The 21,988-nt window shown below is 60.2% G+C and carries 18 protein-coding genes and 1 pseudogene; 7 read left to right on the forward strand and 12 right to left on the reverse strand.

What is annotated here, in order from left to right; genetic code table 11:
- The first annotated feature begins 84 nt into the window (after nt 1–84).
- On the forward strand, nt 85–864 hold the full coding sequence (locus P3T40_RS43555; RefSeq protein ID WP_429273857.1) for an alpha/beta fold hydrolase: 780 nt from the start codon (nt 85–87) through the stop codon (nt 862–864).
- A 573-nt stretch (nt 865–1,437) separates the two neighbouring features.
- Here P3T40_RS43555 and P3T40_RS43560 read toward each other — a convergent pair.
- The 5 genes from P3T40_RS43560 to P3T40_RS43580 form a co-directional block, all read right to left on the reverse strand.
- On the reverse strand, nt 1,438–1,563 hold the full coding sequence (locus P3T40_RS43560) for a hypothetical protein (protein ID WP_429273858.1): 126 nt from the start codon (nt 1,561–1,563) through the stop codon (nt 1,438–1,440).
- A 31-nt stretch (nt 1,564–1,594) separates the two neighbouring features.
- Nucleotides 1,595–1,834 carry a helix-turn-helix domain-containing protein gene (locus tag P3T40_RS43565; protein ID WP_429273859.1) on the reverse strand — a complete coding sequence of 80 codons (240 nt, stop codon included), beginning with the start codon at nt 1,832–1,834 and terminating at the stop codon, nt 1,595–1,597.
- 327 nt (nt 1,835–2,161) lie between these two features.
- Nucleotides 2,162–3,514, reverse strand: a complete 1,353-nt coding sequence (locus P3T40_RS43570) for an MFS transporter (protein ID WP_429273860.1) — start codon at nt 3,512–3,514, stop codon at nt 2,162–2,164.
- Nucleotides 3,515–3,564: 50 nt separating this feature from the next.
- Nucleotides 3,565–4,404: an FAS1-like dehydratase domain-containing protein gene (locus P3T40_RS43575; protein ID WP_429273861.1), complete on the reverse strand. Its 840-nt coding sequence runs from the start codon at nt 4,402–4,404 to the stop codon at nt 3,565–3,567.
- Nucleotides 4,401–5,570: a CaiB/BaiF CoA transferase family protein gene (locus P3T40_RS43580; protein WP_429273862.1), complete on the reverse strand. Its 1,170-nt coding sequence runs from the start codon at nt 5,568–5,570 to the stop codon at nt 4,401–4,403. The genes P3T40_RS43575 and P3T40_RS43580 overlap by 4 nt, the downstream gene beginning before the upstream one ends.
- Nucleotides 5,571–5,707: 137 nt before the next feature.
- Between P3T40_RS43580 and P3T40_RS43585 the strand changes: the two genes are divergently transcribed.
- The 6 genes from P3T40_RS43585 to poxB all read left to right on the forward strand — a co-directional run bounded on the left by P3T40_RS43585 (nt 5,708) and on the right by poxB (nt 12,334).
- Nucleotides 5,708–6,607, forward strand: coding sequence for a LysR family transcriptional regulator (locus P3T40_RS43585; RefSeq protein WP_429273863.1), 900 nt, complete (start codon nt 5,708–5,710; stop codon nt 6,605–6,607).
- A 60-nt stretch (nt 6,608–6,667) separates the two neighbouring features.
- The gene (locus P3T40_RS43590) at nt 6,668–7,738 is read left to right on the forward strand and encodes a LysR family transcriptional regulator (protein WP_429273864.1); all 1,071 of its coding nucleotides are present in this window, start codon (nt 6,668–6,670) and stop codon (nt 7,736–7,738) included.
- A gap of 126 nt (nt 7,739–7,864) precedes the next feature.
- Entirely contained in the window at nt 7,865–8,698 is an 834-nt protein-coding gene (locus P3T40_RS43595; protein WP_429273865.1) for an aldolase/citrate lyase family protein, read from the forward strand.
- Between the two features lie 39 nt (nt 8,699–8,737).
- Nucleotides 8,738–9,265, forward strand: a complete 528-nt coding sequence (ripB, locus tag P3T40_RS43600) for a (R)-specific enoyl-CoA hydratase RipB/Ich (RefSeq protein ID WP_266225319.1) — start codon at nt 8,738–8,740, stop codon at nt 9,263–9,265.
- A gap of 5 nt (nt 9,266–9,270) precedes the next feature.
- A complete protein-coding gene (locus P3T40_RS43605; RefSeq protein ID WP_429273866.1) occupies nt 9,271–10,596 on the forward strand; it encodes an acetyl-CoA hydrolase/transferase family protein in 1,326 nt (441 codons plus the stop codon).
- 16 nt (nt 10,597–10,612) lie between these two features.
- A complete protein-coding gene (poxB, locus tag P3T40_RS43610) occupies nt 10,613–12,334 on the forward strand; it encodes a ubiquinone-dependent pyruvate dehydrogenase (protein WP_429273867.1) in 1,722 nt (573 codons plus the stop codon).
- Nucleotides 12,335–13,292: 958 nt separating this feature from the next.
- On the opposite strand, the gene P3T40_RS43615 is transcribed toward poxB, so the two are convergent.
- The 7 genes and pseudogenes from P3T40_RS43615 to P3T40_RS43645 form a co-directional block, all read right to left on the reverse strand.
- Nucleotides 13,293–14,753: an efflux transporter outer membrane subunit gene (locus tag P3T40_RS43615; RefSeq protein WP_429273868.1), complete on the reverse strand. Its 1,461-nt coding sequence runs from the start codon at nt 14,751–14,753 to the stop codon at nt 13,293–13,295.
- Complete coding sequence (locus P3T40_RS43620) at nt 14,746–15,927, reverse strand: efflux RND transporter periplasmic adaptor subunit (RefSeq protein WP_429273869.1); 1,182 nt, start codon at nt 15,925–15,927, stop codon at nt 14,746–14,748. The genes P3T40_RS43615 and P3T40_RS43620 overlap by 8 nt, the downstream gene beginning before the upstream one ends.
- Nucleotides 15,917–19,132 (reverse strand): efflux RND transporter permease subunit, encoded by a 3,216-nt coding sequence (locus P3T40_RS43625; RefSeq protein WP_429273870.1) that lies wholly within the window; start codon nt 19,130–19,132, stop codon nt 15,917–15,919. The genes P3T40_RS43620 and P3T40_RS43625 overlap by 11 nt, the downstream gene beginning before the upstream one ends.
- Before the next feature lie 173 nt (nt 19,133–19,305).
- Nucleotides 19,306–19,809 (reverse strand): annotated as a pseudogene (locus P3T40_RS43630) (response regulator transcription factor).
- Between the two features lie 5 nt (nt 19,810–19,814).
- Nucleotides 19,815–20,498: a response regulator transcription factor gene (locus P3T40_RS43635; protein WP_429273871.1), complete on the reverse strand. Its 684-nt coding sequence runs from the start codon at nt 20,496–20,498 to the stop codon at nt 19,815–19,817.
- Between the two features lie 31 nt (nt 20,499–20,529).
- A complete protein-coding gene (locus P3T40_RS43640; protein WP_429273872.1) occupies nt 20,530–20,871 on the reverse strand; it encodes a hypothetical protein in 342 nt (113 codons plus the stop codon).
- Nucleotides 20,872–20,911: 40 nt separating this feature from the next.
- On the reverse strand, nt 20,912–21,988 hold a 1,077-nt coding region (locus P3T40_RS43645; RefSeq protein ID WP_429273873.1), incomplete at its 5' end, for an FUSC family protein.

Raw genomic sequence — 21,988 nt, forward strand, 5'->3', positions numbered from 1 at the left:
CTGCCCGATGGTAACTGACGTAGCATGAACTAGAACCGCTTTGTGTCGACCCGAATCGAACCTCTAAGGAAGGAGAATCAGATTATGACGATGAACAGACGTAGTTTCTCGGCTGCACTGATAGCCGGAGCCGCCGCTACACTCGTTTCTACTCTCGGTATGGCGGCAACTCCCGCGCCGACGAAAGCGCGGAACGTCGTCCTTGTGCACGGGTTGTTCGCCGATGGGTCGTCCTGGTCAGAAGTGATCGCGCGACTGCAAGCAGCAGGACTCAATACCACGTCTGTCCAGAACCCTCTGACGACGTTGACCGACGCGGTTGCTTCGGCCCAACGCGTGCTGGCGCGTCAGGACGGCCCGACCGTATTGGTCGGGCATTCCTTCTCCGGGATGATCGTGACGGAGGCTGGTGTGCACCCAAATGTTTCTGCACTTGTCTATGTGGCAGCTCGGGCGCCTGACGCGGGCGAGGATTACTCGGAGCTGGCCAAGAAATTTCCTGCGCCGCCGGCGTCCGCGGGGATTGTTTTTGACGGCGATGAAGGTCGTCTGAGCGAGGCCGCGTTCCTTCGCGATTTTGCGGGCGATCTACCGGAAGCGAAGGCGAAGGTCCTCTATGCAGTGCAAGAGCCGTTTCACAAGGCGCTGCTAACCGGCAAGACCACACATGCTGCCTGGCGGTCAAAGCCGAGTTTCTACGCTGTTTCGACGGAAGACAGGACAATTAACCCCGACCTCGAACGTTTCATGGCGAAGCGCATGGGCGCTACGACCATCGAGGTAAAAGCAAGCCATCTCTCGTTGATCTCTCATCCCGACGAGATCACCCGGCTAATCCTGGAAGCCGCGGGGCAGGTTAGTTAAAGAAGCCAGAGGCTCTGGCTCGTCGCAGGATTGCATTGTCTCAAGCGTCACTTGCAGCGTGCAGGGGGGTGACCTGCCATCGCGGGGCTGTTTCAATGGCACGTCGTCCCAATTGGTCAAGTTTTTGGAAACGATTGTTAGCGTGGCGCTAGCGAATCTCTACACGGCATGATTGAATCTTTGCAGCTCTCTCCTTAAACTGGCATCACATCTTCACCGATGGCAACCCGGTGGTCTCCATACCTCGATCAATCTCGAATGGTCTGGAGTAAGCACCTGGTTCTTATGTCCGGCAGTAAGGCAAGCCGCGTGGTGACCAGCTGCGCTGAACGGGCGGTGATGCGCAAAAGCCCGCCTCGTCGAGATAGAACAGGCGGCACTGGCCGTCGCGTGCGGCTACCCGAAGCTTGTCGAGCGTCGGCATAGAAAATCACTTGGCCTGCTTCATCACGAATTCCTCTTCGTTGCGCTTTTTTTAAGCGTGTAGCGGTTGCGCTTGAACGTGAAGCCAGCGCGCTTGAGGGCTTCGCCGAACGTTTCGATGCGGCATGGCAGCGGCTCAACATGAACGTCCTATACTCGCTGGGCAATCTGGGCAATCTGGGCAATCTGGGCAATCTGGGCAATCTGGGCAATCTGGGCAATCTGTGCAACGGTCAAGGGCTCGGTCCGCGCCACTTCAAGTGCTGTGGCGACCATCCCGTCGGACAGCGCCGGGGCACGGCCGCCGTTATGGCCGCCCATCAGGCCGAAACACGCCGCTGTCGCGCCACGCGTGGAACCAGTTGTAGACCGTCTGTCCGCTCACATCGAGCTGTGCGGCGATCGTCCTGCGTTTGAGTCCGCGCCCCAGCATCAACACGCCGGCGGCCCGCGTGCGCGTGTCCCGATGCCTGTGATTGATCGACAACTGCTGCAACGGCACCTCCTCGGCTTCGCTCAGTTCAACGACCCACCTCGTCCACTTCATCCTGTACCCCGGCAACATGAAGCGGCCAGGTTAGCGAAGGTCAAACTGTTTTACCTGGTGCACTTAATTGCTAATAAAATGTAAGAAGCGGAGACGCGAATGCTTGTGAACGGAAACGCGCATACTTTTCAAAATTGGTAGTTATAGTTTTGAGGTATAGGGGCGAGAGGTGTTGGAAATTTATGTCTACCCCGGAAACTGACTTTTCCCGGGTAGCGGAATTTTTCGTGAAATTTAGCCAAGTTCACTATGCCCGCGAGTTTGCATTGCTCTTAACCACCTGGAGCTGCGTCGGCTCGATGCGGTTGCCCAAGTCGTGCTCCGGCTTCAAGCTCGACGTGCGGGGCGATTGGGACGTCCGAGGAAGAACGAAGCGCAGGCGCTCACGAACGACATGGCCGTGAGGAACGCAGCCACGGCGTAGCCGCTATGAAAGGTCTGATAGAGCCACAGCGAGATCAGCGGGGCGGGTCCGCCGGCAATGATCGAAGCGCCCTGATAGCCGAGCGACGCGCCGGTATACCGGATATGCGGCGGGAAGCATTCGGCAATGTAGGCCGCCTCGCTGCCGTAGATGGCAGCGTGGATGATCATCAGCACCACCATGGCGATGACCACGACTGCATGTGTTCGTGTATCGAGCATGGCGAAATACGGAAACGCGAACAAGGTCATGCAGACGCAGGCGGAAAGGAAGGTCCGGCGCCTGCCGATGCGGTCGGAAACATAGCCGAAGAAAGGCAGAGCGAAGCATGCCACGATCGCGGCGATGAGAACCGCGTTGAGGACGAACTCGCGCCCAAGCCCCAACTCCTGCGACCCGTACAGGACGACGAAAGTCGTGAGCATATAGAACGCCGCCTGTTCGCCAGGGCGAATGAGCGCGCAGAGCAGAATGGCGCGCCACTGGGTACGCAAGGCTTCTGCGAGAGGCGTCTCCCTCCGCCCGACGCGGCTGGCAACGGCGCGATTCGCTTCGAGGAATTCGCGCGTTTCGGGCACGCCGAAACGGATCACGAGTCCGATCACGAGCAATACGCCGCTGATCCAGAACGGAATTCGCCAGCCGAAGTCGAGCAGATGGTCGCCCGTGGCGCGCGCGCAGCCGCTCCAGACGAGAACCGACACCACGAGACCGAGCGGCACGCCGATGTGGGGCAGGCTGGCCATGAAGCCGCGCCGCTCGCCGTGATGCGATTCCATGGTAAGCAGCACGGCGCCACCCCATTCGCCACCGACGCCGATGCCCTGCAGGAAGCGAAGCGCGACGAGGAGCCATGCCGCGGGCGCGCCGATCGCACCGCCGGCGGGCAGACAGCCAACCAGGAACGTGGCGATGCCCATCAGGAGCAGCGTGGCGATCAGCGTCGACTTGCGGCCGACGCGGTCGCCCATGTGCCCGAATAGCGCGGCGCCCAGCGGGCGCGATAGGAACCCGACGAAGATCGTCGCAAACGAAGCGAGGAGTCCTGCCGATGATCCGTGCGCAAAGAACAGCTTCGGGAAGACGAGTGCCGCTGCGGTGCCGTAGATGAAGAAGTCGTACCACTCGATCGTTGTACCGATCACGCCCGCAAGCGCCGCGCGCCGCTCGATACGACGCGCGGACGTGCGCGTTTCAACCGCTTCGCCCGACACCGCGCCGGGGACCGCCGGTGTCATGGTGGCTCTGCCTGTCATGCCTGTCTCCTTGATGTTTTTATGAAAAGGTGAACTGCGAGGGAACCACGTCAGAACGTGGCGTTTGCCTGCATCGACACGCGCTCGTCGGGTAGCGCGGTCCAGAGTTCGAGACGTTCGCCCTCGCGCACGCCGTTCAGTGTCAGGGCATTGCCGAGAATGGCGGGCTGAACGCCGCGATAATCGAACGTCGCCAGCGGCTTGCCGGCAATGCTCTGCGCAAGGCCAGCCAGCAGCGTCGCATTCAGCGGGCCATGGATGACCAGGTCAGGGTAGCCCTCCACCTCTCGACAGTAGTCCTGATCGTAGTGGATGCGGTGCCCGTTGAAGGTGAGCGCGGAATAGCGAAAGAGCGTCGTGGAAGTTGCGACGAAGGTCTCGCGATGCTCGCCCGGTGCGCGCCGGACTTTCTGGCGCACCGGGCCGCCCGGCGACACTCCCTTGTAGACGATGTCGTGCTCTTCCGAAACGGCGACTTTTCCGCCGCGTGCGATTTCGTGCTGCACCGTGACGAAGACGAGTTCGCCCGAGCGACCCTGCTTGTGCTCGACCGCGAGGATCGTCGAGCGTTTTTCGACCGTGGCACCAAGGGGCAATGCGTCGAGAAAGCGGACGCGGCCGCCGGCCCACATCCGGTTCGGTAGCGGCACTGGGGGCAGAAAACCGCCGCGTTGCGGATGGCCGTCGCGGCCGAGGCGCTCGGGCGGCAGGCCCTCAAGAAAATAGAGCCAATGCCACAGCGGTGGCAGCGGTGCGCCTGTGACGAGGTCCTCGGCACCGCGACCGATCGTGGCGGCCATCAGGCGGGCGTGGCGGACATCGAGCACGTCTTCGTCCACGATGGTCTTGCCCACCCATTCGCGCAGCTTGGTAATGTCGGCCTGACTCATGCGCCTGCCTCCTCGGTTTCGGCCGCGAACTCCTCGCGAATGCGCGCGGTGTGTTCGCCAAGCTTCGGAGCGGGTTTGAAGCGCTGCGCGTCCCAGGGGGCGCGCACGGGCGGTGCGATCATCTGCAACTCCGCGTCGTCGGCGGCCATCGGCCACGTGCGCAGCGCAGGGTGCGTGGTCATGTCGGCGACCTGGCGCAACTGGGCGTAGGCGATGTTGGCGTCGCCGAGCAGAGAGAGTGCTTCATTGAGTGCCTTCGTACGGAATGCGTCGCCGATCAGCGCATCCAGCGCTTTGCGGTTTTGCACGCGCGCGTTGTTGGTGGCGAAGCGCGCGTCGCTGGCGATCTCGCGATTGCCGAGGAACACCTCGCAGAAGTTGCCCCATTCACGGTCGTTCTGGATGCTGATCACGATGTCACGTCCCTCGCTCGTGCGATAGGCCCCGTAGGGTGCGATCGACGGGTGCTTGAGGCCTTGCGGCGCGGGTGCGCCCTTGCCGTAGCGCTCGTGGAGGTAGGGCACGGTCATCCAGTCGGCGGCACCGTCGAAGAGCGAGACCGAAACGCCCGAGCCTTGGCCTGTGCGATCGCGCAGCGTGAGCGCGGAGAGCACGGCGATCGTGGCGTTCATGCCGGCGCCGATGTCGCAGATCGAAATGCCGATACGGCCCGGCGCATCGGGCGCGCCGCTAACGCTCACGAGGCCGCTTTCGCATTGCACGAGAAAGTCGTAAGCCTTGAGCTTGCTCGTCTCGCTGCCCGTTCCGTAACCGGTGATGTCGCAGGTGATGAGCTGCGGATGCTGCTCGCGGAGGGTCGCGCTATCGAAGCCTGCTCGCAAGAGCGCGCCGGGTGCGAGGTTCTGCACGAAGATGTCGGCCTCGGCAATGAGGCGACGCAGCAGCGCGGCGTCGTCGGCCAGCTTGAAGTCGAGCACGACCGACTCCTTGCCGCGGTTGGTCCAGAGGAAATAGGAAGAGTTGCCGTTCGCGGCCGCGTCGTAGCCGCGGGCGAAATCGCCCTCGGGGCGCTCGATCTTGATGACGCGTGCGCCCATTTCGGCAAGACGGCACGTGCAAAGGGGGGCGGCGAGCGCCTGTTCGATGGCCACGACCGTGACCCCGGCAAGCGGCAGCGGGTGTTCAGTTGAAGTCTGGCGATTCATGGATCGTCTCCGCAATTTTTGGCTGGTCGCAGTGAGTATTGCGGTTCGGCGCGAATAGATACATCGAGATAATTCAAACGAAGCGTTTGTCAAAACCGAATGCTCGCGGCAGAATCGGCGTTCCTGCGGAGGTGGTGATGCGCTATGAACTGACGGATCTGGAAGTTTTCCTGGCGGTTGCCGAGGAAGGCAGCGTCACGCGCGGCGCGGACCGCTGCCACCTTGCGCCTTCGTCGGTGAGCCTGAGAATCAAGGGTCTGGAAGACGTGGTGGGCGCACCCTTGCTGGTGCGGCTCGCGCGCGGCGTGATGCCGACGCCGGCCGGGCGCATCGTGATGGAGCACGCCCGGCGCTGCATCGCGCAACTGGAGCAGATGAACGCGGATCTGTTGCCGTTTTCGAGTGGTCTGGTGGGGCACGTGACGCTGTTCGCTAACAACAATGCGATCAGCTCGCATCTGCCCGACGATCTCGCCTGCTTTTTCTCGCGCTATCCGAACGTGCGGATTTCGCTGGAGGAGCGCCTGAGCCACGACATCGTGGCGGCCGTGGCTTCGGGTCGCGCCGACCTCGGCGTGGTGGCGCTGGAGGCCAACCATCCCGAACTGGATTTTCATCGGTATCGCGAGGACGAACTCGTCGTGGTCGCCGCGCTCGACAGCGATATAGCCGCGCGGGGAGAGATCGGCTTCGGGGAGTGCCTGGAGCGCCCGTTCATCAGCCTCCAGTCGGGTGCGGCGCTTCACACGTTCCTGATGAATCACGCGAGCGCGCTGGGCGGGCGCCTGGACGTGCGCGTGCAGGTGTCGAGCTATGGTGCGATCGTCAAACTGGTTGCATCGGGTGCCGGAATTGGCATCGTCGCGCTCTCGGCCATCGAGAGCGATTCAGGCATCAACGTCGTTGTACTCAAACTCGCGGAAGCCTGGGCTCGCCGCGACCTGCGCGTATGCGTATTGCGCAACACACCGGTATTGAATCCGTTTCGGGACCGCTTGCTCGAAGTGCTGACGGGCTCGGGGGGCGTCGCCGCCTGAGGGCGCTTCCGCGGCGTGGGCCGCACGCTCCTCGCCGGGCCGCTTGTAAGCTACGGTCAATTGAGCAACAGAGAAGAGTGGTTGACGGGAGGGAAGGGCTATCTGCGTGTCACGTCGAGCCACGTGGCACACAATGGACATGCGTTCATTGAGCCAGGTATGCTGCTCGCAGGCGAGCCTTGTGGCCCGTCCATTCGAGTCCAGACTCACTTCATGGTGTGCTATCCGATGCATTTTGGCCTTGTCGACCTTCAAACCTTCGTTGCCGTCGCCGAAGCTGGTAGCCTCACGCACGGCGCAGCCCGCGTCAACCTTTCGCTCGCGGCGGTCAGTGCGCGTATCCGGCAGATGGAGGAGGCGGTAGGCGTGCCGCTGCTGGAGCGTCGGCCGCACGGCGTGCGCGTCACGGAGGCGGGGCAGACCTTCCTGCGCCACGCGCGGACCACCCTCGGTGCGCTACAGCGCATGACGGACGACCTCGCGCAGTTCTCCCAAGGCATGCGGGGGACCATCCGCATCCTCTCGAACACGAATGCGCTTGTCGAGACGCTGCCTGGCCCGCTTAGCCGCTTTCTCTGCGACAACCCCAACATCAACATCGAGATCGAGCAGCGTCCGAGCGATGAGATCATCGCGGCCATCGCGGAAGGGGCGGCCGATATCGGCATCATCGCTTCGCCGCCCGAGGGCGTGGCGCTCACGACGTTTCCCTTTGCCACCGACCGCCTGTGTGCGGTCGTGCCGGCGGTCGACGAGCGGTTTGCGCAGCGCCAGGAGGTCGCCTTTGCCGACCTCCTCGAAATCGATTTTGTAGGCCACGAACGCGGCTCGTCGATCCAGGTGTTCCTGGAAAGTCACGCGAAGCGGCTGCATCGCACCTTGCGGCACCGCATCCAGCTTGGCAACTTCGAGTCGATCTGCCGTCTGGTCGAAAACGGCGTGGGTGTCGCGGTACTCCCTGAGTCGGCGGCGCGGCGGTTTCAGCGCTCGATGCGGGTGCGTCTGCTGCGCATCACCGACGCGTGGGCCGTGCGCAAGATCCTGATCTGCGTAAACGACCTCGATCGGCTGCCTTCTTCCACCCGGCGGCTCGTCGAACATCTCGCGCGCCTCGGCGCCGCCTCCGGCTGAGAAGAAGCTCGGGAAGCGCCGGATTCGGTTCGGGTTGAGTCTGCCTTCACCAATCAACGATTGTTCAGGAGCCGATGGGGACAGAGAATGAACCCCGTTGGCAATCGAACTTCTGGAGGTGAAGCAATGAATGCTCGCGACGTCGAGACGAAAACCCGGTCCTGGCTGTTCACTCCTGCGACGCGCCCCGAGCGTTTCGGCAAAGCCGGCCCGGCGGGGGCCGATGTGCTGATCGTGGATCTGGAGGACGCCGTGCGTCCCGAAGAAAAGACCATCGCCCGCCGCCAGCTGGGCAACCTGCTCAGCCAGCCGTTCAGTTCTACCGCCGCGCTCGCGGTGCGCATCAATACGCCGAACTCGCGCAACGGTCTGGATGACCTGGCCGCGTTGCTCGACGCGAAATTTCAACCGGCTTTCATCGTGATCCCCAAGGTGGAGGCCGCGCAAACGGTCCTGCAGGTCGAAGCGCTGCTGCGCGAGGTCGCGAGCGACGCACGCGTGGTGCCGCTGGTGGAATCGCGCCAGGGTGTCGTGGTGCTGCCGGAGGTGCTTGCCACGGCCTCGCGTGTCGCGGCGGTCATGTTCGGCGCGGGGGACTATGCCGGGGACGTCGGCGTGCAGCCTGCGTCGTTCGCGCTTTCTGTCGCACGCGTGCAGATTTCGGCCGCGTGCGTGGCGAGCGGGATACGTGCCATCGACGCGCCATGCTTCGAAATCGGCAATAGCGCCGTACTCGAGCACGAAATCGGGTTTGCCGCCGCGAACGGGTTCGACGGCAAGGCGGCCATCCATCCTTCCCACATCGGACCCATCAACGCGGCCATGACGCCGGACGCCACAAAGATCGACTGGGCGCACCGCGTGATCGGGGCCGCGCGAGAAGGTGCGGCGGTCGTCGACGGCCGCATGGTCGACGAGGCGATCGCCCGCGAGGCGCGGCGTGTTCTGTCGCGTGCCTGAGCGTTCGCCGCTTTTTTCAATTTCAACCAGGAGTATGTCATGAGCGAATCCATCGCTGCCTACCGCAAGATCGCGGAGAACCGCTTTCGCGAGGTCTCCGGCCTTTACTACGAAGACTTCGAGATCGGAAACACCTACGAGCATCGCCCGGGCCGGACGATCACGGACGTCGACAACATCTGGACGACCCTGCTCACCATGAACACGCAGCAGGTGCACTTCGACCAGGCCTATGCGAGCCACACCGAGTGGAAGAAGATGCTGGTGGACAGCACCTTCACGCTCGCGCTGTTGACGGGCATGAGCGTTCGCACCGTGAGCGCCAAGGTGGTGGCCAATCTCGGCTGGAACAACGTGCGCGCGACGCATCCGGTCTTTGCGGGCGACACGCTTTATGCGGAATCGACGGTGCTGGAAAAGCGCGAATCGAAAAGCCGTCCCACGCAAGGCATCGTGACGGTTCTCACGCGTGGTATCAATCAGGACGGGAAGCTGGTGATGTCGTTCGAGCGCACGATGCTGATCTACCGGCGTGGACATTCGCCGGAAGCGGAAGCCAACTACTAAGGAGCATGGCTATGAATAACGAATCCGTCTATTCCTCAAAAATTCGTACACCTAAGGAAGTGGTGTCGTCGATTGCAAGCGAGTCGACTGTGGCGCTTGGCATGGCGATGTCCCAGCCGCCTTCGCTGCTGGCCGCGCTGGCGGCGCGTGCGAGTGCGGGCGATGTCGATGCGCTGAAGGTCTATTACTTCCACGCGGAATCGTTTCTCAGCAAGACGCTGCTGCAATACGAACTGATGGGGCGCATCCAGCCGCACTGCATGTTCCTCGGCGAGCCTGAGCGCAAGCTGATCCGCCAGGGCGCCGAAGACGGCGACCGCAAGGTCGTATTCTTCGTGCCGAACACCTTCAGCCAGTCACCGCGTCTTTTCAGCGACCATATTCCGGTCGATACGATGCTGGTGATGGTGTCGCCCATGGATAGCAACGGCTATTTCACGTTCGGTACCAACAACGATTACACGAGCGCCGTTGCGCGCTCCGCGCGCCGGCTTGTGGTCGAGGTCAATCCGAACATGCCGCGCGTGTTCGGCGATTCGTTGCTGCACATTTCCGAGGTCGACGCCATTGTCGAATCGGATCATCCGCTGCCGCAACTGCTGCCGAAGCCGGCGAGCGAAAAGGATCATGTGATCGCGGATCTGATCTCAAACCTCATTCCCGACGGCGCCTGCCTGCAGATGGGTATTGGCGCGCTGCCCAATGCCGTGTGCGGCGCGCTGTATGGCCACCGCGACCTGGGCGTGCATACCGAACTGCTGACGCCAGGGCTCGTGGACCTGATCCGGCGCGGCGTGGTGACGAACCGCAACAAGGCCGTGAATCGCGGCAAGTCGGTCTTTACCTTCGCCATGGGCGATCAGGCGATGTACGACTTCATGAACGACAACCCCTCCATCGAGAGCTACCCGGTGGACTATGTGAACAATCCGGCGATCATCTCGCAGAACCCGAAGATGATCTCGGTGAATTCGACCGTGGAGATGGACCTGACCGGCGCCTGCAATTCCGAGCATGTGAACGGGCATCAGTACAGCGCGACAGGCGGCCAGCTCGACTTCGTTCGCGGTGCCTACGGGTCGGCAGGCGGCAAGTCGATCATCGCGTTTCATTCCACGGCGAAGGGCGGCGCGCTTTCGAAGATCGTGCCGAAGCTCTCGGGGCCGGTGACCACGCCGCGCACGGACACGCACATCGTCGTGACCGAGTACGGCGTCGCGAATCTCAAGGGGTTGTCGTCGACGGAGCGGGCACGGGCACTGATCGGGCTCGCGCACCCCGATTTCCGCGCGACGCTCGCAGACGAGGCCAAAGCCCTTCATCTGATCTAATCGCAGGACTACGATCATGACACGACAAACCATTGCCGATTACCTCACGAACGCGCTTGCTGCCGCGGGTGTCGAGCGCATCTGGGGTGTGACGGGCGACAGCCTCAACGGACTATCGGACAGTTTGCGGCGGCTCGGCAAGATCGAGTGGGCCCATACGCGCCACGAAGAGTCGGCAGCCTTTGCCGCGGGCGCCGAGGCGGCGGTGACCGGGAAGCTCGCCGTGTGTGCGGGAAGCTGCGGACCGGGCAATCTGCACCTCATCAACGGGTTGTTCGATTGCCAGCGCAACCACGTGCCCGTGCTGGCCATTGCCGCGCATATTCCTACCTCCGAAATCGGGCTTGGCTACTTTCAGGAGACGCATCCGCAGGAACTCTTTCGCGAATGCAGTCACTTCATCGAACTGGTGACCAATCCGCAGCAGTTTCCGCGCGTGCTAGACCGCGCCATCCGCACGGCGCTGGAATCGCGCGGCGTGGCGGTTATCGTGCTCCCGGGCGACGTGGCACTTGAAAGCGCGCCCGACGACAAACCCGGCGTGCTCTCGTTCGACGCTTCGGTAACGGTTCCCGAAGCGGGGCAGCTCGACAGGCTGGCGCAACTGCTCAATCGCTCCGAGGCCGTCACGCTGCTGTGCGGCAGCGGCTGCGAAGGCGCGCACGACGAAGTGGTGGCACTGGCCGACGCCCTGGGCGCGCCGATCGTTCACGCCTTGCGCGGCAAGGAACACGTGGAGTGGGACAATCCGTTCGATGTGGGCATGACCGGGTTGATCGGCTTCAGTTCCGGCTATCACGCGATGAAGGCGTGCGATACGCTCGTCATGCTCGGCACTGACTTCCCGTACCGGAACTTCTATCCCACCGAAGCGAAGGTTGTCCAGATCGACCGCGACGGCGCCGCGCTCGGCCGCCGCGTGTCCCTCGAGCTAGGGCTCGTGGGTGACGTCAAGGCCACGCTGGCCGCGCTCCAGGGCCGCCTCGAGCGCAAGTCGGACCGGCGCTTTCTCGAAGCGGCGCGCAAGCACTATGCCGAAGCGCGGGCCGGTCTCGACGCATTCGCGAGGCCGTCGCCACCGGGCAACCCGATCCATCCGCAATATCTCACGAAGCTCGTAAGCGATCTGGCGGAAGAGGATGCGGTCTTTAGCGTCGACGTCGGCACGCCGACCCTGTGGGCCGCGCGCTATCTGCGCATGAACGGCAAACGCAGGCTGCTGGGGTCCTTCAACCATGGTTCGATGGCGAATGCTTTGCCGCAGGCGCTGGGTGCCCAGGCGGCTGCACCGGATCGTCAGGTGGTAGCGCTTTGCGGCGATGGCGGCCTTTCGATGCTGATGGGCGATCTGCTCACGGCGCGCCAGGAGGCGTTGCCGCTGACCGTCGTCGTCTTCAACAACAGTTCGCTCGGCTTCGTATCGATGGAGATGAAGGCCGGTGGCTATCTCGACGACGATACGCAGCTTGCTTCGACCGACTACGCCGCGATCGCACGCGGAGCAGGCATCGAGGCGGTACGCGTGGAGGACTCGGAAGAGCTGGAAGGCGCACTCGCGCACGCGCTTTCGCGGCCGTGGCCAGTGCTGGTGGACGTCGTCGTCGCCAGGCACGAAATTGCCTTGCCGCCCAAGATTGAGTGGGCCCATGCGAAGGGCTTCAGCCTGTATATGCTGCGGGCCGTGCTCAACGCGAAGGGCAATGAAGTGATAGAGCTGGCCACTACGTGGCTGCGCTAGTTGTACCTGCGGCGCGGGAGACGGTCGCAGCGTTGCACCGGTGCAGGGCTCGCTGGATGAGACCGTCTCTCGCGCTGCCTTTATCTATTGCGCTTCACAACGAAGCTGTTGAGGTTCGCTAATTTTGCACCTGGGTGCACTAATTCCGCAAATATGGCCTATACGAGGGCATTTTAAGGTGCCACCGACACTCGCTGACCAGTACGAGCAGCTTGTCCATGTTACGTGCGCGCCGCACAACCGTTGCCGGGAGTCGCTCGAGCGTTGTCCCGTGTTCGTCGCCTGAGTCGATATCTGCTGTGAGCCAGATCCGCTTTCAACGAGATGCGGACCGGCTGGCGATCCGCCCAAGCCAGCTTCCGAACGCTTCCTCGTAGAGCGGAAGAGGTGCATCTGGCCATGGGCGTGAGTCATTGCATAGCAATGCTGGTTACCCGCTCGAGATGGTCAAACTGGATCGGTTCCTCTCCGTCGCGAATCGCGAATCCAGCCGCGGCGTTTAGGATCGGGGAGACTTCACCGGTGAGTCTCTGACCAAGGAATTTTTGCACACCGCATGTCGAGGGCGGCCGTTTTCTTTCTGTACTTGCGCTAGTAAGCGATTTCCACAAGATGATTAGTGGTGGGCGTTGATCGTGTGGTCCAAGCACGAAAGCTGGTCTACGCCCCGGGAGTGCGCAATCGCACCGGTGCGCGCTAACACCAAAGATTAAAATGTGCGCCAGCGCGCCTGTTAGCGGTCGCCCGGGAGAGTTCGCCACGACGGAAATTACGCTGTGGTTGACTTCTGCAACCACGCGGTATCCGGAACCGGACGATGTGGTAGTCGATCCCTGTTCCACAGTCACATCAGAACCGCAACCACTTCTGAATAGGCCGATCCCTGCTGGGAGCAGGCTATCGGCCTATTGTCCTGTGCATACCCGAGGTGGGCGTAGGAGTCCGGCCAACTCCTACGTCAGTGTCCGGCGACGACTTGAGTTTTGGTGTCGGTTGCCTTCGCATTACCTTGGTCGTCGGTCCATCCGCCGCCCAAAGCGTCGATCAAGCGAACGCTTGCGTCGAGTCGCCGAGTCTGCAATTGTGTATCCGTAAGCTGTGTGCTTAGCTCTGTCGTTTGAGCCGTCACAACGTCGAGGTAGCTGACAACCCCGTCTTTGTAGCGAGACATGGACAGATCGAGCGTACGTCTTGATTCATCCAGCGCGCGGTCTTCGCTAACGGCTTCAGACCCGAGGTAGTGCAAGAGAGCGAGGTTATCCTCGACCTGCTGGAACGCAGTGAGCACGGTTGCCTTGTATTTGGCGCCATTCTCGACAAGCTTGGCCTGTGCCCGATGGACGATCGCGGTTCGACGACCGCCGTCGAACAGTGTCATCACTAGTGTCGGCCCGATCGCCCAGATTTCGTTTGGCGCTGCGATCCATGGCGAGAGTGTGTCGCTCTGGTACCCCCCGTCGAGGCCGAGTGAGACGTCCGGGAAGTATGCGGCTTTCGCAACGCCGATCGCTGCGTTTGCCTGCGCCATTCTACGTTCCGCCGCCGCGATGTCGGGCCTACGCTGGAGTAGGGAGGCCGGGACGCCAATGGGAACGTTGGGCAAATAAGATATCTCATACGTAGGGCCCAGATTGAAGTTTGAGGCTGGCACTCCGATCAGCGAAGCGATGGCATGCTCGAATAAGGCACGACGCGCTGTAATGTCCGACGCCTGCGCCTTGGCTGAATCGAGTTGTGTTTGCGCACGGGAGACATCGAGGTCCGACGCTATTTCGCCGTTGTGGCGACTAACGGTCAGATCCAGTGCCTTTTGGTAAGTTGCAATGGTCTCAGACAGGATTTGTGATTGGAGATCGAGGCCAAGGAGGTTGAAATAGGCTGACGCCAAGTTGGCCTCCAGACTGAGTCTAAGTGACGCAACGTCTGCTTCGCTGGCTTCCTCTGCATCCTTCCCGGCCTTGACTTCATTACGGAGTTTCCCCCAAAGGTCGAGGTCGTAACTCAGTCCGACATCCAAAGTAGCTGAGTCGTAGACGTTAGGTTGCCCAGGACCGCGAAGCGGTCGAAGCGCGGATTGTCGCTCGCGGGAGATGTTCGCGTCGGCACCAATGGTGGGGTAAAGATTCGAACGTGCCTCCTGCAGCAACGCAGTCGCTTCATCGTGCCGTGCGAGGGCCGCCTCAAGGTCAGGGTTTGAGGCTACGAGTCCTTTCTCCAACTTGTCAAGCTCCGGATCCCGATAAACTTGCCACCACCCATCTCGAGGAATCCCGTCTGCCGGTTTTGCCTGCATCCATTGCCCGGCTTCTTTAAACTGAGTCGGAACAGCAGTCGGAGGAACCTTATAGGTTGGAGCGAACGAGCATGCAGCGAGAGTGAACGCAGAGGCTACTGCGAGCGCACAAAGTTTCTTATCCATGGCTCGACTCCCGCGCCCTTGGGATAGTGGCGAGTCTGACCAGGTCTCCTTGAACAAGCGAGTCCGGGGGATTGTTGATTACCTTGTCGTCAGGGCGGAGGCCCGATGAGATCTGGACAGTGGACCCAAGGTCAGTGGAAATTGTTACAGATCGCAATTGAGCGCGATCATCCTTGCCGACTACGGCCACCTGAAGACCGTCCTGCCTGAAGATGAGTGAGCTAGCCGGGATCGTAACCGTATTGGTGTCGCCTGGCAGCGCGAGGTGAACCGCGGTGTATTCGCCAGGGAACAGCAAACCAGCGCTGTTATCAACCGTCAACTGGACGAGAAGCGTGCCAGACGAGGGCGTGATGGCGTTGGACGTGTCGACCATCTTGGCCTTGAATGTCATTCCGGGCCTTTCCGGAACAGTGATGGTTGCGGCCAAGCCAGACTGTATCGCTGCGGCATCTACCTGAGGTGCACTCACATACACGCGCAACTTGTGGGCATCTGAAACGGTGAACAATGCCTGGTTCGAGCCACTCCCAACGTTGATAAGTTGGCCAACATCTGTATTTCTTGCCGTAACAATTCCGTCGAAGGGCGCAACCAGTTTTTTGAACGACTCCAGAGCCTCGAGGCGACGCACATTTGCCTGATTTGCGTCGACGATAGCCTGCTTCGCTGTGAGGTCGCTGGTCTTCTCATCGGTATCTTGTTGAGAAACAGAGCCCTGTCCAAGCATTCGGGTCCAGCGCTGCGCTGTCACGGCAGCAAGCTTTTGGTTCGCGATTGAGTTCTGCAAGTCTCCACGCGCTTGCTGCAGTTGCTGGTCGAGGTCAGGAGTGTCGATTTCCCCCAGCAACTGCCCGGCCTTCACATGGGTACCTATATCTGCATACCACGCGTGGAGGTAACCAGGAACGCGCGCATATATTGGCGCATTTACTTCCGCCGCCAAGGTGCCAGGCAGGACGAGCGGCTGGCTGCTTCCAATAGGCTTCGGAGAGACCGTCACAACTGTCGGTATGGCCTGCTCGTTTGTCCAGCTTGTCAACTTCTGCTTCGCGTGTACTCGACTCGAAATGCCGAGTGCGACGATACCTGCGAGCGCGAGAGCAGCAACGGAGGCCACGAGCTTGATGTGGCGGAGTGTCTTGGGCGACTTCACTTCAGATTCATTGGACATGAGATTCTCCATGTTCGATAACTTGATTGACTGGTGTGGCCTTGTCGCGGCGGTGAATCAGGCTGAAGACGACCGGGACAAAGAGAAGCGTGGCGAAAGTTGCGCAGATCAGACCACCGATAACGGCGCGGCCTAACGGTGCATTCTGTTCACCGCCATCGCCCATACCGAGAGCCATCGGAGCCATGCCAATAATCATGGCGAGCGCGGTCATCAGGACCGGGCGGAAACGTGTGACGCCGGCCTCCAGCGCAGACACCAGCGGATTGCCAGTGACGGCAAGTCGCTCGCGTGCAAAGGTCACCACCAGAATGCTGTTTGCGGTGGCGACACCCATACAAAGAATCGCCCCAGTCAATGCAGGGACTGACAATGGTGTATGGGTTATAAAGAGCATCCAGACGATTCCTGCGAGAGCGGCCGGGAGCGCTGAGATGATCACAAAGGCGTCCCCCCAGGAGTGGAAGTTGACGACGACGAGGAGGTAGATCAGCAAAATCGCGCCAACCAGACCGAGCATCAACCCTGTGAACGCGCTGTTCATGGTTTCAACCTGACCACGAACGGTTACAACCGAACCCTTCGGTACATCCTTCGACGTCTGCGCAAGAGCCTTGTTAATGTCGGAAGACACCCCGCCCAAATCACGACCTTGTGTGGTTGCAAATATGTCGTACAGCGGTTCGATGTTGTAGTGCGAGACGACTGCATCACCCACTCCGCGAGTAATGCTTGCAATGCCTCCCAAAATCTGTGCGGGGCCGTGGCCGCCGGTAATCGGGAGATTTTTGAGGTCGGACAGAGTGGTCATCCGGTATTGCGGCGTTTGGGCAACAATCGGATATGACACGCCGTTAGCCGTGTCAAGCCAATATGTCGGAGCAACCTGGCTCGTGCCTGAGAGACTCGCAACTACGGAGTTGGTTACGTCGCTTTCGGTGATACCCAGCTCATCCGCTCGCGAACGATCCACGGCCACGGTAAATTGCGGGTACGTTGATGCTTGCTGGATTCGCGTATCGGCGATTCCAGGGATGGTGCGAAGTCGACGATAGAGCTCCTGTGCGTATTGCTGATTGGCCTTGAGATCAGGTCCGGTCACCTGGACATCGATTGGGGCCGGTGCACCGAAGTTCAGAATCTGACTGACGATATCCGCCGGCAAGAATGCGAACGTGACCCCCGGATATTTTTTCGGCAGCATCGTGCGCAGTTTCTGCACGTAGTCTGCGGTCGGACCATGTTCCTTGCTGAGGGAAACAAGAATGTCACCATCCTGCGGGCCAATCGTCCCGCTGTTGTTATAGGTCAGGTTAATGCCGCTGATGGGCAACCCCATATTGTCGATGATGTTTGACAGCTGGTTCGGCGGGATAGTTGAACGCACCGTGTTCTCGACAGAATCGAACAATGCGGCCGTGTCCTCGATCCGGGTCCCGATAGGTGCGCGGACGTGGATTGCAATTTCGCCGGCGTCGATATTCGGGAAGAAGTTTTTGCCCAGCCACGGAGACAGGAAAAAGGAGACCGCCACGGTGCCCAGGAAGGCAACTACAAAGATTCGGCGATTCGTCAGCGCCAAACCCAAGGCAATCCTGTAGACCGCCCGGATACCTTCGAAGCGTTTTTCAAAGCCCTGCTGGAATCGGACAAGAGGATTGCGCGAAGCGGGTCGATGTTCATGGGCACCATCGGACTCCCCGGAGGCTTGGCCAACATGCTTGTGCGGGCGAAGCAGGTACTGCGCCATCATGGGGACAAAGGTCCGTGAAAGGATAAACGACGAGACCATGGCGAAAATTACCGCCTCAGCCATCGGGACGAACAGGAATCGTGCAACCCCATGCAGCAGAAGCATCGGCACGAACACGATACAGATACACATGAGGGACACGAACGCAGGGGTAACGATCTGCGCGGCGCCGTCCATGATTGCCGTGCGGACGTCTTTGCCTTGCTCAAGGTGCCAATTGATGTTTTCGATCGTCACCGTGGCATCGTCAACCAGAATACCGACTGCTAGTGCAAGCCCACCGAGCGTCATAACATTCAGCGTCTCACCCACCGCAGAGAGCGCCGCAATCGCTGCGAGCACGGCAAGGGGAATGGAAGATGCGATAACGATCGTAGACTGCCAACTTCCGAGAAAAAGCAGGATCATCAGCGAGGTGAGAACCGCAGCAATGATGCCCTCACGCGCGACGCCGCTCACTGCGCCCTTGACGAAGACGGACTGATCGCCCAGAGCCACAAGTTTCAGGCCCGGTGGCAGAGTTTGACGGACTCGAACAAGCTGCTGTTTTGTGCCAGCAATGATGTCAAGCGTGGAGGCCGACCCGTTCTTCAGGATGCTCAGCAGAACGGCGCGGTGACCGTCGACACGAACGATATTGCTTTGTGGCGGATAACCGTCGCGAACGTGAGCAACGTCGCGCATGTAAATGACGGCCCCATTCACTGTTTTTATAGGCAACCGGTTCAGCTGATCGATAGCCAGTGGACTGTTGTTCAACTTGATGTTGTACTCGAAGCGACCAATCTTCTGCGTACCAGCCGGAATGATCTGGTTTTGCGCAGCGAGCGCATTGGCGACGTCTTGAGCCGAAAGTTTCTTGGACTGAAGAGCCTGAGGATCAAGGTCGATTTGTACCTCGCGAACCTTACCGCCATACGGCGTCGGAATGGCCACCCCTGGGACGCTTAGCAATTGAGGTCGAATGAAGTTTGTTGCGTAGTCAGCGAGCTTCTGTTCATCGAGTGTGTCGCTTGTGATCGCGAGTTGCAGAACGGGAACGGTGGACGCACTGTAGTTAAGGATTTGAGGCGGAGTCGTCCCAGGAGGCATCTGCTTGAGCACGGTCTGGGAAATTGACGTTACTTGCGCGGTGGCAGTACGGATGTCAACGGTCGGTTGAAAGAAGATCTTGACAATACCGAAGCCGCGGAACGATTGCGATTCGATGTGAGCAATGTCGTTCACGGTCGTGCCGAGCGTTCGCTCGTAATACGTCACAACTCGCCCTGACATGTCGTCAGGTTGAAGACCTGCGTAGTTCCAAACAACGCTCACAACAGGGATTCCGATATTCGGAAAGATATCGATCGGTGTACGAACCGAAGCAAGTGATCCAAAGATCAATATCAGCAGAGCAAGTACAATGAATGTGTACGGCCGGATGAGGGCTAACCGGACTATTCTCAACATCGGAGTAACTCCAAACAGAAATACGTGGAATTCGGGACGCGGACCTGGGGACACGGGATCAAGTCAGTGGCTCGTTTAATTTGATTTTGGTACTTGGCACGTTGCCCGCCACGGCGCTTAACGTTAAAAAATGGCAACGTTTGCGGTCGGACGTGCACGGCAACCGTGCTGGGCTAGTGGAACTCGTACCCAACCTTTCGAACGCAGCGAATGCGCGAAGCTTTACCTGGAATGTCGATCTTTCTTCGCAAAAGGCATATTTGCTGATCGACCGGATTGCGGTCGTCGTGGGGCCACTCGCCCTAAATCGCCTCGAGTATTTCGATCCGCGTGAGAATCCGCCTCTGGTTCCTCATCATGTATTCGAGTAAGCGGAACTGTGTGTGCGTAAGCTGTACGACGCGTCCACCGTGTGTGACCAGCCGATTTGCAAGGTGGAGCTCGATATCTGGGGCTTGTAACGAGCTGTCGTGAGGGGGATGGCGAACTCGTCGGCGAATGAGCGCTTCGATCGTTGCGGATAGTTCGTCGATATCGAATGGATCGCAAAGTGTTGCGTCTGCGCCGTGGCGAAGTGTCTCGACTCGATCGTGCAAGTCAGAAAATTGAGAGAGGGCTATGATGGGCGTGTCCACGCCCATATACCTCTTGAGCAAAGCTTGTGGTCTCGTCCACATACCCCCTAGCCGAGCACATACCCGGAACCCCTCACAGTTTGAATGAGTGGTGGCTCGCCGTCCCGCTCGATTTTCTTTCGAAGACGCGCTATGTGGACGTTTATAAGATTTGTACCTGGATTGAAGTGATAGCCCCAAATCGCCTCAAAGAGCATTGAGCGTGTGATCGTGCGCCCAGCGTGGCGCGTCATGAACTCAAGTACCCTGTACTCAGTTGGTTGAAGTTCTATCTCCTGTCCTTCCCTCTTCACGGAGCGCGCCAACAAATCAATCTCGAGTGAACCGACTCTCAGCTTGGTTTCCTGGAAGTCTTTACTTTTTGTCCCGCGACGGAGCATAGCTTCGAGTCGCGCGATCAGTTCGTCAGGATCAAAGGGCTTTGTTAAATAATCGTCACCACCGGCGCGCAGCCCGCAAATTCTCGCATCGACGTCGCCCAACGCACTTAGCATGATCACCGGGGTCTGCACACCAACGGCACGAATCGCCCTGAGCACGGACAGCCCGTCCATGCCTGGCAACATGCGGTCGAGCGTGATCGCGTCGTAATCGCCCGACATGGCTTGCACCATGCCATCAGGTCCATTGTCGACCCAATCTACGGCGAGCCCATGGCCGCTAAGCCGGTTGACAATCTCCCCAGCCGAAACGGGATCATCCTCGACAGTCAACACTCTGACTTGATCCATTACCTTGCACTCCTTTGGAGCAGTAGGTTGTTCAATGTAAGCCGACTAGGTAAACAGGCCCATGCCCACATCGCGGCGCACAAAAGCGACCAGGATAGTTCCGCTCGCCACGATTCCGTTCGCGTAAAAGCTGCACAGGAAAAGATCGAACTGCTTCAGGAAATGACCGGCTGTCGCGCGACACCACGCCAGTTTTGAATCGCACGGGAGCTGACGCCGCGTTTACTGTCGTTGCAGGCTGCGCCTCGCGATCATGGTAATAGGGATAGCTTATTAAATTGACAAAAACGGCTCGTTCATACCACGCTGCGGTCCATTCGATGATCTTGCGAAAATCAGCATCACAGGCGACGATCTGTTGCGTTTCAGGCATGACGTACTCCGTTCAGTTCAATCTCTACAATGTGTTGGGATCAGCGGGTGCGTGCCGCGATGGCGGATGCGGTGAGCGCGCACAGCAGACCGATCGCGCTACCGGTCGCCACGTTCAGCAGCCGCTCGCCTCCAAAAATCCAAGGTTGCCCCGCCAACACAAATGCCATCGCCGCACAGGCGCAACGGGTGCCGAACGCGAGCGTGTACGGACGAACGCAAATGAGCGTCAGCATAGCGGCGAACACATCGAGCACGCGCAAAAACGAGGCATGAGGAATCAGCAACCCGACGACCACCCCGAAGGAAACGCCAACGACAGCCCCGGTGAGCCGGTTGAGAAACTTCTGCCGGGCGCTCGCCGCATTTCCGGTAACGACGCTGGCGGCCGACCAGATCATCCACTGACCATGGTCGACGTGCCGCCACTCGACAAGTGCGGCAGCGCAAGCGACCGCGAGCGCGACGGTGATCATCAGCTCGATATATGCATTGCGCTCGCTGTTTGGCGAGAGGCGAGTCCACTTCGTGAAATGCGCAAGCGTCGGCTGGCCGGTTTCACGCGAGCGAAAGTGCTCGACTGACGCAACGAGCAGGATCGGTAACGCCGCTATCAACAAGAACGGCAGAATCTCAACGCTCCGGGTGATAAGCGCCTGCCGCGTGACGCCTTCCGCACTTTCGCAGGCAAGATACAGCGAGGGAATGAACGTGAAGTTGCCGAGCGAGCGCAAAGCACTGCCGCCCGCGGTCACCAGCACGGATCCCATGCCCAGCAGGACCGTAACTACGACAAAGAGCAGCGGGTGCGCGAGCGAAGCCATCAGGATCACGAACCCCGCGCTGATGGCCAAAGCGTGCGTGAAGACGCCGAGCGGCGCAAGCTGCGAGTGGTCGTGCGCGATGAGCATCGCGACCGGCACGATTGCAGCGGTGAGCCACTCGGATCTGCCTGATACGAGTGCAAGCAAGAGCAGCGGGACGAGCGCAAACATGGCGCGACCCAACGCCCGTTGGTCGAACACGGTTTCGACGCGGCGCAAGAGCGACGAAGCTCCGGTGTGACGTTCGCTGCTTATCGTCGCACTCCGACCGCGCTGTGCTTGTCCATTGGTCAT

The organism is Paraburkholderia sp. EB58 (assembly GCF_050436665.1).
Taxonomy (GTDB): Bacteria; Pseudomonadota; Gammaproteobacteria; order Burkholderiales; family Burkholderiaceae; genus Paraburkholderia.

Coding starts and splice junctions, on each gene's coding strand:
- P3T40_RS43585 (WP_429273863.1), top strand. CDS start 5,708: ATGCGCTATGAACTGACGGATCTGGAAGTTTTCCTGGCGGTTGCCGAG.
- P3T40_RS43625 (WP_429273870.1), bottom strand. CDS start 19,132: ATGTTGAGAATAGTCCGGTTAGCCCTCATCCGGCCGTACACATTCATT.
- P3T40_RS43570 (WP_429273860.1), bottom strand. CDS start 3,514: ATGACAGGCAGAGCCACCATGACACCGGCGGTCCCCGGCGCGGTGTCG.
- P3T40_RS43565 (WP_429273859.1), bottom strand. CDS start 1,834: ATGAAGTGGACGAGGTGGGTCGTTGAACTGAGCGAAGCCGAGGAGGTG.
- poxB (WP_429273867.1), top strand. CDS start 10,613: ATGACACGACAAACCATTGCCGATTACCTCACGAACGCGCTTGCTGCC.
- P3T40_RS43620 (WP_429273869.1), bottom strand. CDS start 15,927: ATGTCCAATGAATCTGAAGTGAAGTCGCCCAAGACACTCCGCCACATC.
- P3T40_RS43640 (WP_429273872.1), bottom strand. CDS start 20,871: ATGCCTGAAACGCAACAGATCGTCGCCTGTGATGCTGATTTTCGCAAG.
- P3T40_RS43615 (WP_429273868.1), bottom strand. CDS start 14,753: ATGGATAAGAAACTTTGTGCGCTCGCAGTAGCCTCTGCGTTCACTCTC.
- P3T40_RS43635 (WP_429273871.1), bottom strand. CDS start 20,498: ATGGATCAAGTCAGAGTGTTGACTGTCGAGGATGATCCCGTTTCGGCT.
- P3T40_RS43575 (WP_429273861.1), bottom strand. CDS start 4,404: ATGAGTCAGGCCGACATTACCAAGCTGCGCGAATGGGTGGGCAAGACC.
- P3T40_RS43595 (WP_429273865.1), top strand. CDS start 7,865: ATGAATGCTCGCGACGTCGAGACGAAAACCCGGTCCTGGCTGTTCACT.
- P3T40_RS43560 (WP_429273858.1), bottom strand. CDS start 1,563: ATGGTCGCCACAGCACTTGAAGTGGCGCGGACCGAGCCCTTGACCGTT.
- ripB (WP_266225319.1), top strand. CDS start 8,738: ATGAGCGAATCCATCGCTGCCTACCGCAAGATCGCGGAGAACCGCTTT.
- P3T40_RS43555 (WP_429273857.1), top strand. CDS start 85: ATGACGATGAACAGACGTAGTTTCTCGGCTGCACTGATAGCCGGAGCC.
- P3T40_RS43605 (WP_429273866.1), top strand. CDS start 9,271: ATGGCTATGAATAACGAATCCGTCTATTCCTCAAAAATTCGTACACCT.
- P3T40_RS43580 (WP_429273862.1), bottom strand. CDS start 5,570: ATGAATCGCCAGACTTCAACTGAACACCCGCTGCCGCTTGCCGGGGTC.